Below are 11,909 nucleotides of genomic sequence, written 5' to 3'. Positions count from 1 at the left end.
TTTATGCTAAACAACAGGCAGGCAGTTGTAATTGGAGGTTCGGCAGGAAGCATCCCGGTGCTTAATACAATTATTGCAGCATTACCAAAACTATTTCCTTTGCCGGTTATTGTATGTGTTCACCGCATGAAAAATGTCGCCGAAGGAATCAAAGAGGTATTCGAATTAAATGCCAACTGCGCCCTTTTCGAGCCAAATGATAAAGAGCCTATTCTTCCGGGTAATATTTATATTGCACCTTCTAACTACCACCTCCTTATTGGCAGCGACAAAACATTCTCACTTTCAACAGACCGACTGGTAAATTACTCCCGGCCCGCCATTGACCTTACCTTTCAAACCGCTGCAAAAGTTTATAAAAGTGGATTGATCGGGATTCTGCTAACCGGCGCAAATAAAGATGGGGCACATGGTATGCTCGCGGTAAAAAATAATGGTGGAACTACTATAGTGCAGGATCCTGAAGAATGCAGTGCACCCTTTATGCCAGCTGCTGCTCTGGCGCTTAAATGTGTGGATTACATATTTACAGAGCGAAAAATAATTTCGTTTTTACTTGAAAAATAAATTAAGCCTTGCTGGTGACGAAACGAGTTAAGTTAGTTCAATGAATGTACGCGGTATTACTTTACGTCAATAATTTTTAACTTTAACGCCTTCATGATCATTCCGGCAGTATTTTTTACTTCAAGTTTTTTAAAAACATTACATCTGTGCGCATCCACGGTACTCACACTCAGATGTATTTTTGCGGCAATTTCTTTATTACTCAGCCCGCTGCTAATTAATTCAATAATTTCTTTCTCTCTCTTTGAAATATCTACCTTAAAATTTGCATTCTTTTTTTGGGGAAATTCTCGGTTAAGATAATTGTTGGCAAGCACGTTAGATATGGTACGACTTGTGTATACTTCATTTCGCATCACCATTTCAATGGCGGTAAAAAGTTCATTTTTTATAAAATCTTTCAGCATATAACCATTTGCTCCCGCTTCAAAGCACTGGTTAATATGATAATTATCTGCATGCATTGTTAAGACGATAACCTTAACAGACTCTCCGGCAGTTTTTTTTATCTTTTTTGTTAGTTCAATTCCGTCCATTCCTTCCAGGGTAATGTCGGTGATAACAAGATCAATTTTTGATTTCCCTAATTGGCTTAACAACTCTTCACCGCTTGCCGCTTCTCCAACAATTTGGTATAAATCAATCTCATTCAGCAAAGATTTTATTCCTTGTTTAACAATTTGATGATCGTCAACTAAAAAAATATTTACCATTGTTAATTTTTGGTAAATGTAGCGAAATACGCGGCATTCAAGCAATAACTTTTTCACTAGTAGCAGTTTTAAAATGAGAATTGTTTTTAACCGGAGAATTTATACTTGAAAAATATGGAATAAACAACTTGTAAAAGGCCTAATCGAATAGGGTAAATACCCTAGTAACAAGCAGGTCTTTATGCGTTCTTTTAACTACAGAGTGATACATTTATGTTGTAATTTCATATAAACTAGAGTATGTCATCACAAGAAAAATTTCGGGTATTTAAAGAAGTTTCTTCTAAGTATTATGCTATTAACGCAGAGAATATAGATTATTCAGAACTATGCGACGACTTGCTTCGTTTATCCGGGGCCAGTTACGCAATCATTAATTTTCTTTCAGAGGATAAGGCAAAGATTAAAAGCATCGCTCTTTCGGGAATAAAGAAAAATATTCTGAAAGCTGTGGGTTTTTTTGGTTTTGAGATAGTAGGCAAGGAGTGGCCTCTTGAGGAATTTGGTTTAGAAGCGCTTGGCTCAAAGACATTGGTACGGCGCACTAACGTTGAAAGCACAAGCACTCTCGTACATGCACGACTATTAAGAGTATTAAAGCAAGCATTGAACATAGGGGATATTTACTCGGTTGGTATTTATAGTCCTAAGGAAGTTATAGGTACATTGATGCTGGTGCTTACAAAAGGTCAGGAACTTACTGACCATGAAAATATTGAGCTTTTCGCCAAGCAAATTGGCGGCCTTATTTATAGGGCTGAAAGCGAGAAGAAACTTCAGGAAGAACAAAAAAAAAACAGGATTGTTACAGAGAATTCACCTGATCTTTTAACCATTGTAAATACAGATTACAAAATATCTTACATTAATAAAGTACGTGAGTTCTTTCATAACGCTAGTGTCAGCGCCGGGGATCACATCCTCCAGCAACTTCCCTACGATGTAAAACCTTTATATACGAAATGGCTTCGCAATGTTTTTTTAAATGGCGTAACTATTCACGAGGAGTTCACAACCTGCGATGATAAATCTTTTAGACGCTACTTTTCTATTCAGATAGTTCCGGTAAAAGACCATACTAAAATAACACACGCTTATCTTATTTTAAGTGATATAACGGAGAGAAAAAAAAATGAAGGCGAAGTGTTGCAAATCAAAGATAGAATCAATGATATTGTAGAATCGATTGACGATATGTTATGGTATGTCGATCGTAACACCGGCGAACATTTCTATGGGAAAAATGCTTTCAAAATATTTGGATACACGTCGAAAGAATTTACCGACGATAAAGATTTGTGGTGGAAGATCATTCATCCTGAAGATCTGGAAGTTATCATTAAGAAATATCAGTCATTAAAAAAACATGATAGTAAAGTTGAACTGGAGTACAGAGCAATAAAAAAAGACAAAACAGAAATAATCGTATTTGCACGCGTTAAGGTAGAGAAAGACGCTGCAAACAAACTGTCCAGAACACTTGGCGTATTTTCAGACATCACGAATCTTCGGGAGGCAGAACGTGGATTAAACCATGCTCAATCGCTGGCCAAAATCGGTAGTTGGGAATTTGATCTTAAGACAAGGTCTCTCTTTTTTTCAAAACAACATTACGAGCTTTACGAGCTATCTCCGTCTTCTAATGCAGACATATTAGAAGTATGCAGCAAAAAAATTATTAAAGAAGATTTGTTTTTAATTGAAGAAATTATCGATAAAGCACTTCTTGAGAAAAAGGATTATCAATTTGAATATCGTATCAGGTGCAACAATGGCGAGATTAAATATATCCTAAATACAGGTGAATGTGTTTTAAATGAAAAAGACGTAGTTGTAAGGTTAAGAGGAACAGGGCAGGACATATCGGAAAGAAAGGAAATTGAAAGAAAACTGGAACTGCAGAATAAACAACTCAGAGAGTTTACTGAAACCGTGAACCAGGGCGCAATGGTTGTGCGCTTAAATACAAAAGGACTTGTTGTTTTTGTGAACGAACTGTTCTGTAAAATATCCGGGTATGCAAGCAATGAAATAGTGGGCCAACACTATTCACTTCTCAATTCAGACTATCATACTGAAATTTTCTGGAAAGCTTTCTGGGATAGTATTTGTTTGGGAGAGATCTGGACGGGTGAAGTGAAAAATAAACGCAAAGATGGTTGTCATTACTGGGTCTACTCTGTGGTAAATCCCATTTTTAACGCAGAGGGAGAAATGGAAGAGTTTCTTTCTATAAGCTATGAAGTAACGCAACGCAAAAATGCTGAATTTGAGTTGACTACCGTTAAAAAGCAAATGGATGATATAATCAACAACGTTGAAAGTGCTGTTTGGTCTACAGACATCAAAGGCAATTTTATTTTCATCAATGAAGCTTCTGAGCGGCTTTCTGGTTATTCGATCGGGGAATTTATTCAGGATAAAAATACATGGAAAAAAATGTATTCTTCTGAAACATTAGAAAAAATACGAGGATACAATTTAGAACTATTTGAGAAAGGAACCGTTGAACGTGAATATGAAATTAAAACAAAATCAGGCGAAAACAAATGGGTTTCGACTAAAAGTAAGCTTGTAAAAAATCCGGCAGACGAAGTTGTTCGTATTGACTCAGTGGCCACAGACATTACGAAAATAATTCAAAGCGAAAATGAACTTAAGTATGCAAAAGAAAAACTCGACAGTATTTTTGATGAAATAGAGGATGTTATTTGGTCAGTAAGCATGCCCTCTATGAAGCTGTTGTTTATTACCCCATCTATCAGCAAGCTTTTTGGCATTTCAGCTGAAGAATTTATGGCAAACAAAGCGATTTGGGAGAAAGTAGTATTTGGTGAAGATGAAATTGTAGTGGAAAAAATACGCGAAAAGCTTTTTAATGATGAAGGTGCTTACGAAGAAGAATATAAAATTGTAGATGCTAAAGGCAGTTCGAAATGGATAAGAAGTAAAGGGAAACTTATTAGAGACGAACAAGATAAAATTATAAGGATTGATGGGTACATTTCTGATATTTCTGTTACTAAACTTTCGGAGCAAAGTTTAAAAGAGAGTCAGGCAAATTTAAAACAGGCTAAAGATATTGCCAAGATTGGGAGATGGGAACTTGATTTGCTTAGCAATAAACTCTGGTGGTCTGAAAACGTATTTAAGATTTGGGAGCTTCCTGACGAAAAGAAAGCGTTGACCTATGACGACCTGCTTAACAGCATCCATCCTGAAGATAAGGAAAGAGTAAATGCCGCTTATAAAGATTCGCTGATAAATAATACAGACTATCAGACAGAACATCGTTTGATAACGCCCGATGGAAAAACGAAATGGGTAATGACGTCTTGTATCACGCATTATGATCAAAACGAAAACCCAGTTAAGTCTGTCGGTATAGTGCAGGATATAACTTACAGAAAGTCTTCAGAACTGGAGTTGATACGGTTAACAGAAAATCTTGAACAGGCCAACTTAGTTGCCATGCTCGGCAGCTGGGAGTATGATCTGGAAACAGGCATCACAATGTGGTCTGTTATTACCCGCCTCATTTACCAGGTAGATGAGACCTACACGCCCACGAAAGATTTTTCGCTTTTTTACAAAGAGGGAGAGAGCAGAGACAGCATCCAAAAAGCACTCGAAAAAATACTGGTCTCCGGAGAGGGTTTTAACCTCGAACTTGAACTTATCAATAGGGGCGGTACTAATAAATGGGTAGAAGCTATAGGCAAAGCTGATATACAGCAAGGCAGGATACAGCGAATCTATGGAACATTCAGGGATATTACTGCCAAACGCGAAACACAGTTAATTATTGAACAACAAAATGAATTTCAAAAACTAATCGCTGAAATTTCAACAAACCTTGTAAAAGCTAACGTCGCAAATATAGAAGAGGTTGTCAGTAATTCGCTCAAGCTCTTCGGTCAGTTTATAGGAGTTGAAAGGTGTTTCGTTTTTCAAATTAAAGATTTTTTATTTTCAAATACCCACGATTGGCATGCAGAGGGTATTCTTTCTGCAAAACACCGCGTTCAAAATTTGCCGCTCGATCAATTCCCCTGGTTTGCAGAACATATTTACAAACAACAAGTATTTATTGTGCCAAACATTCGCGATGTGTCCTTAGATCTGGCCGCAGAGAAAGAAGAATGGGAAGAGCAGGGCATGGGTTCTGTTTTGTTTGTCAGGCTTGATAATAATGGCGCTCCTTTCGGCATTTTTGGAGTGGCAACAAACACATTTCTTTTAAATTTTTCAGACGACCAGATCGCGAAAATTAAGGTAGTAGCAAATGTTATTTCTGACGCGCTTACCAGGAGCAAATTTGAATTGGAATACATTCGTGCAAAAGATCATGCAGAATTTGCAAATATTGCTAAGACAGAATTCCTGGCCAACATAAGTCACGAGATAAGAACACCCATGAACGCGATACTTGGATTTGCCGATTTGTTACGCGGTAAAACCACTTCCGCAAAACATGAGAGATATCTGGAAGGTATTTTGGCAGGCGGACGCAGTTTAATGTCATTGATAAACGACATTTTAGACCTCTCTAAAATTGAAGCTGGTAAAATAGAGATCCATAATTCTATAGTAAATATCGAGCCATTGATGAAGGAGTTGTATAATGTGTTTAAGCAAACGGCTAAAGAAAAAAAATTAAGTCTTAGTTATTTTATTGAGCCGGATATTCCGAAGTGCCTTCTTATTGATGAAGGGCGTTTAAAACAGATTTTATTTAATTTGCTGGGTAATGCTATAAAGTTTACTCAGTCTGGCCAGGTGTCAGTAAACATTAGTTCCAACTGGAAAGAAAATGATAGCACCTTTAAACTGATCATCCGCGTAATTGACACAGGAATTGGAATACCCGAAGATCAGAAAGAAATTATTTTTGAACCATTCAGGCAAATGGATGGTCAAAGTACACGCAAGTATGGAGGAACCGGACTGGGTCTGGCTATTACCAAACGCCTGGTGAACATGATGAATGGTATCATAAGCATTACAAGTATGGTAAATGTTGGTACAACCGTTTCTGTGATTTTAGAAAATGTAGGTGTTGTGGCGCCCGAATTAAAAAAGGTAAACCCATCAAAGAAACCACAAACTGTTATTTTTAAAGATCAAACTGTTTTATTAGTCGAAGATGTAGAATCCAACCGGCAAATTGTTAAAGGATTTCTGGAGTCTACTAATCTTAAAATTATTGAAGCCGAAAACGGAAAAGTTGCTTTGGAAATGCTGGAAACAGTACAACCCGATCTTATTCTGCTCGACATGATGATGCCGGTAATGGACGGTTATGAAACTGTAGAAAGAATCAGATCGCAAAAACATTTGCAGCATATTCCCATTGTTGCCCTTACAGCATTGGCCCTTACGCACAACGAAAGTAATATCCGTAAATTTTGCGACGACTACATTCGCAAGCCCTTTAGTAGAGATAAATTAATTGCCATTCTCAAATATTATCTTGCTTTTCAACTCCTGGATAACTCACCAGAGGTTGAATCGAAAATGACTGTGAAGAAAAGTATTGCTTCCAAAAAAGCAACGGATTTTCAGATTGATCCACAGGAGCGCATACTATTTGACAATAAGTGGAAAGAAGTGTCTGATCTCATGAGCCTGGATGACATTAAGATTTTTGCAAATGAGATAATTCGTTATGCAAAAACAAATAAAAACAAGAAACTTGAAAGATATGGTGAAAAATTAAACTACTACGCCCATAGCTTCGACATCGAAAATCTTACGCTCCTGTTTAATGAATTTTCGGAAGTAACCTAACCACATTTCACTCATAAATAAAGAACAAGATCATGAACCCAACTCTAAAAATCACCCGGATCAATATGCGGGAATTCCAGGTAAATGAAAGTAAAATTTATCTGAACGAGGATGATATTATTTGTAATGAAGCCTATGGTACGCCAAGCATGGAAACAGCGCAGGCCATTAAAGACGCCAATCTTACCCTGGCGTGCTTGAATGGTAAGCCCAGTAGTGTACTTGTAGACCTTACGCACGCAGGAAAGCCCTCATTAGAGGCCAGGAAAATTCTGAAGAAATTTATCGAATGTACCGAGGTAGGCCGATTGGCATTTATAGGCATGCACCCGGTGGCAAAAGTGCTGGCAACTTTTTATATCGGTATTTCACAAAAAAAAGAGATAGCCCTCTTTAAAACAAAAACAGAGGCTTTACTATGGTTAAAAGAGAAATGATTCGAACTACATTTAGCAATGCAACCACCACACGTATGAGTTTAAAAAGCGACCATGCTGTTTCGGCTGAAAGGCTTAAAGAAATCTAAAAACGATGAATACAGACAAAGACAGGTTGCAAAGCATGCTGGATACCATTTTGCATGTAGCCCAGGGTAACTATGAGGCTCAGATAAAACTTTCGGGTGAAAATGATCACCTCGATTCACTGGCCATGGGTATAAACTTAATGGTTGACGATCTTAAGGATAGTTTAGATAGTATCGCGAAAGAAAAAGAATATTCTAATAACATTCTCAAATCTATTAATGAGATTTTTATCATACTCGATTGCACGGGCGTTATAAAATCAATCAATCATGCTGCACGGAAAATTCTCGAATACGATGAAAATGAACTCATAGGAAAGCCTATCGATATACTCTTTTTAGAAAAAGACTTCTCGCACCAGCAAACGCTTGCCAATAATTTGCCTCATCACCTTAGCATTGAAAGAGAAGAAAAAGTGTATGCGTCAAAATCGGGCAAAAAAATAAATATATTGTTTTCTTCGTCTCCCATACTTGCAGAAGATGGTGAAATTACCGGGATTTTATGCACCGCAACCGATGTCAGCAAACTCAAACAGAGCAACGCAGAATACGAAGCCCTAAACCTTCAGTATATAAAACTCAACCAAAAACTCCTTCATGAAAAAGAAAAAGCCGAGTTCGCTAATAAGGCCAAAACTGAATTTCTTACCAATATGAGTCATGAAATAAGAACTCCAATGAATGCCATACTTGGATTTTCAGAGTTATTGAAGGGTAATACCCTATCGCAGAAATACGAAAACTACGTCGATGGTATATTGATAGGTGGGCGTAACTTAATGTCACTTATAAACGATATTCTGGATTTGTCTAAAATCGAGGCTGGAAAAATGAAGTTGCAGACACGGGTAATGAATCTTGAAGTTTTAATGACAGAGCTTTATTTTATGTTTCGGCAACGCGCTAAAGAAAAAGAACTTGATTTGAGCTATTTTATTGAGCCGGAAACACCTAAGTTGATACTTCTTGATGAAGTTAGACTCAGACAAATTCTGTTTAATCTGATAGGTAACGCCATTAAGTTTACAAAAACAGGCGGTGTTATCATTCATGTTAATTCTGAACCTCAGGTGGATGGAAAAATCAAAATGATATTCCGGATTTCTGATACAGGTATTGGCATTCCAAATGTTGAACAGGAGGTTGTTTTTGAACCCTTTATGCAAATGGATGGACAAAGCACCCGAAAATACGGTGGTACTGGTTTGGGATTAACAATCACTAATAAGCTGGTTCATATGATGGATGCAAAGATCGTCATTGAAAGTAAGGTGGATGTGGGAACTGTTGTTGTGGTAGAGTTTAACAGTGTCTCCCAGCCTGATAGCAAGCGGAAACAAAGAAATCTCCCTGAACTTTAAAATTAAAGTTTAAACATTTACAGAGCGCTTTTGTTTAAACACTAAATCAATGTTTCTGAAAAAAATAAGTTTGTTAATTGCATCCAATCTTTTTAACAAAGTAAAAAGTAGCGAAGATTGCCCTTGTTCTAACAGCTACACTAAATTAAAAAAATGAAGAATGAAAGAGGGATATGGCCCACGTCTTACTTTTCTCTTTTGTATTTTGTTTAAATTTTCTTTTTTATCCCTTGTCATTTATAAAAAGGGATAGAATGAATTTAAATGTAACTTGTTATTATAACACTAAATGGATGCTGACAAACCAAAAATAGCTGGAAATAAGGTTTTACTTATTGAGACGAATACCGACGACATAAAACTAATTGGCACATTCTTGCAAACCAATGGATATGATGTTCTTGTATCACGCACTCACAGTCAGGCAAAAAAAATGGCACTCACTAAAAGCCCCGATGTTATTTTATTAGGGGCAGAATCGCCGTTACTAGCTATCGACTTGTTTAAAGACTTGAGAGAGAGTGTGGCTCTTTCTCACATTCCGGTGATGTTTATCTTTTCTGTACTTAAAAATGAGATCTTAGATTTACTGAGAGTTTATACGAACATCGATTTCATTTGTAAACCCGTGGTAACATCTGAATTGCTTTTCCGGCTTAATAGTGTAACGAATTTAGTCCTTAATGAGAAAGGTAGTAACTTCAGCAGTAAAATTAAAACGGTTTTTGAACTTACCGAAGTGAAACTTGAAATTCAAAAACAAAGTACCGGTAAATTTCCTGGCAGTAAAAAAAAATCTCTTGCAAAAAGTGTTGTAAGTCCTGAGCCTCTAATGCCAGCCTATTCAAACGATTCTGATAATTTATTGCTTAATGAGGGTGGTTATAAAATGACCCCAAAAACGGTAGCAGCTCAATCAAAAGGCATTGTCTTAGTAATTGAAGACAATGCTTTAAATCAGGCTTACATCGGATCATTAGTGGATGAAATAGGATATCAGGCAATAATAGCCGGTACCGGAAAAAAAGCACTTCAGCAGGCAAAAATCCACAAAGTAGATTTGATTTTGCTGGATGTTAGCCTGCCCGATATGTCCGCTTTGGAAATAGTAAAGAGCCTGAATGCACAAGGCAACAGCGCTCCGCTTATTATTATTTCCGGCTACTCAGAAGACGAAATTCGACGTGATAATAAATTGCTTGTTTATGATGATTATCTTTTAAAGCCCCTAAGTGTAGAAGACTTTAGGAGGACCGTGGGAAAGTATGTAGGCGTAAATTTTTCGGTGGAAGAAAGTAGTAAACCGAATACTTCTGTTAATTACGATTATTCCATGGCTCTTTCGATTACGGGAGATTCATCCAGCCAGCTGCAAAAATGGATCCAGGAGTTTATCGTTATATTAGAAAACGAGGCTTCTGAATTTGAACTGCTTAAAAAAAATCTGATTGAGAGTATTAATCCTAAATCTCTTCACCAGCTCTTAAATTATGGAGTCTATTTTGGAGCCACGGTTATGAAAGAGGCTATTTGGCAGTTAACGGATCTCAACGCACTTAGCACACCGGTAGATATTAAGCCAACTTTGCAGGTGATAGAAGTTGAAGTAAGTTGTCTGCTGAAATTTTATAAGGAAGAGCTTAACCGGTTAAAATCTTACGAAGAAGAGCCTTCCGAACCCGATCCTAAAAAGGGTAATTAAGACATCTTTAACTACTTCTGTTTTAAATAAACAGTGAATTTAGTGCCCCTGCCTTCTTCACTTTCCACTTTAATTCTTCCTCCCATGGTTTCTATCTGATACCTGGTAATATACAAGCCAAGCCCTCTCGCGTTAGGGTTATCATGAAATGTTTTGTACATGCCAAACAGATCGCTGCCATGTTTTTCTAAATTCATTCCTCTTCCGTTGTCGGTAATAGAAAAAACAACTTCTTCTTTTTCTGCCGAACATTTTAGCTCAATGGTCGCAACGCGTTCTGGTTGCCTATAGGTAATAGCATTAGTAAGTAAGTTCATTAAAATGCTTTCAAGGTAGGCAGGGTTGCATAAAATAACAGTGTCGGCACTAACGGCATTGAAAATAAGCACCTGGCTATGGCGAATTTGCACATGCAGTGTTGCTATGGTCTTAATAATATAATCATACAGATTAATTTCTATTAATTCAACCGTGCCGGTGTTTTGCATGTAAACCACTTCATTCAGGTTCTTTACTGTCTCGGTAAAATTCGTTGAAATGGTTTTTAGCTTATTTATTATTTTCACTTGCGATTCACTGGCAACATTCTCTTCCAGCATTTCCAGATATCCTGCAAAGCCATGAGAATAGTTGCCCAGGTTATGAGAAGTTACATTGGCAAAATTCATTAGCCGTTTGTTTTGTTCTGTAATTATCTCATTGGATTTAACTAGCTGCATTTCCAACCGTTTAATGGAACTGACGTCTGCCACATGAACAAAAAAACCTCTCACTTTTCCATCCATACTATCAGGGAAATAATTAGCGAGGGAGTAACGTAGCTCACCTGTTGGTAAACGTATTTCACGTTCAAAAGTTTGAGATCTACCTTCCAGGGCACCAGAAATATATGGCTCGTTTATGTCAAACAGGGGGCCCAGTAATTCTTTAATGGTCATCTTGTTTACCATTTCTTCCTTCGTTTTTCCAAACCAATCTCTGTAGGCCGCATTGGCAAAGCGGCATATAAGATCCTTATCCCAATAAGCAAGCATTGCTGAAACATGGTCGGCAACTTTTAACCCTAATAAATTATAAATGTTTTCTGATTCTATTGGCATATACTTCAACTGTTTTAAATGAACCCAGCATAACTACTATCCAGGTTCAAAACTCTTCGATGCTAAAATAAAACGATGCAGACCCTTAATATACACTATTCTGCTCATTGTTCTTCAAATTTTAAGAAGCGTTTTTAAGGATTTAGT

At 37.1% G+C, this 11,909-nt stretch carries 7 protein-coding genes; 5 read left to right on the top strand and 2 right to left on the bottom strand.

What is annotated here, in order from left to right; translation table 11 throughout:
- The first annotated feature begins 3 nt into the window (after positions 1-3).
- Entirely contained in the window at positions 4-567 is a 564-nt protein-coding gene (locus tag CNR22_22985) for a chemotaxis protein CheB (protein PBQ34523.1), read from the top strand.
- 56 nt (positions 568-623) lie between these two features.
- Here the strand turns inward: CNR22_22985 and CNR22_22980 are convergent, their stop codons facing one another.
- Positions 624-1,280: a DNA-binding response regulator gene (locus CNR22_22980; protein ID PBQ34522.1), complete on the bottom strand. Its 657-nt coding sequence runs from the start codon at positions 1,278-1,280 to the stop codon at positions 624-626.
- Positions 1,281-1,520: 240 nt separating this feature from the next.
- Here CNR22_22980 and CNR22_22975 point away from each other — a divergent pair, with 240 nt between their 5' ends.
- The 4 genes from CNR22_22975 (at position 1,521) to CNR22_22960 (ending at position 10,662) form a co-directional block, all read left to right on the top strand.
- Positions 1,521-7,070 carry a hypothetical protein gene (locus CNR22_22975; GenBank protein PBQ34521.1) on the top strand — a complete coding sequence of 1,850 codons (5,550 nt, stop codon included), beginning with the start codon at positions 1,521-1,523 and terminating at the stop codon, positions 7,068-7,070.
- Positions 7,071-7,102: 32 nt separating this feature from the next.
- Positions 7,103-7,507, top strand: a complete 405-nt coding sequence (locus CNR22_22970; protein ID PBQ34520.1) for a hypothetical protein — start codon at positions 7,103-7,105, stop codon at positions 7,505-7,507.
- Positions 7,508-7,601: 94 nt separating this feature from the next.
- Positions 7,602-8,960, top strand: a complete 1,359-nt coding sequence (locus tag CNR22_22965) for a hypothetical protein (GenBank protein ID PBQ34519.1) — start codon at positions 7,602-7,604, stop codon at positions 8,958-8,960.
- Between the two features lie 289 nt (positions 8,961-9,249).
- Positions 9,250-10,662, top strand: coding sequence for a hypothetical protein (locus CNR22_22960; GenBank protein PBQ34518.1), 1,413 nt, complete (start codon positions 9,250-9,252; stop codon positions 10,660-10,662).
- Between the two features lie 11 nt (positions 10,663-10,673).
- On the opposite strand, the gene CNR22_22955 is transcribed toward CNR22_22960, so the two are convergent.
- Positions 10,674-11,762, bottom strand: coding sequence for a hypothetical protein (locus tag CNR22_22955; GenBank protein PBQ34517.1), 1,089 nt, complete (start codon positions 11,760-11,762; stop codon positions 10,674-10,676).
- Between the last annotated feature and the right edge of the window lie 147 nt (positions 11,763-11,909).

It is taken from the genome of Sphingobacteriaceae bacterium, assembly GCA_002319075.1.
Classification (GTDB): domain Bacteria; phylum Bacteroidota; class Bacteroidia; order B-17B0; family Aurantibacillaceae; genus Aurantibacillus.
The sequence above is the reverse complement of the archived record's forward strand: the minus strand, read 5'-3'. Positions and strand labels throughout refer to the sequence as shown.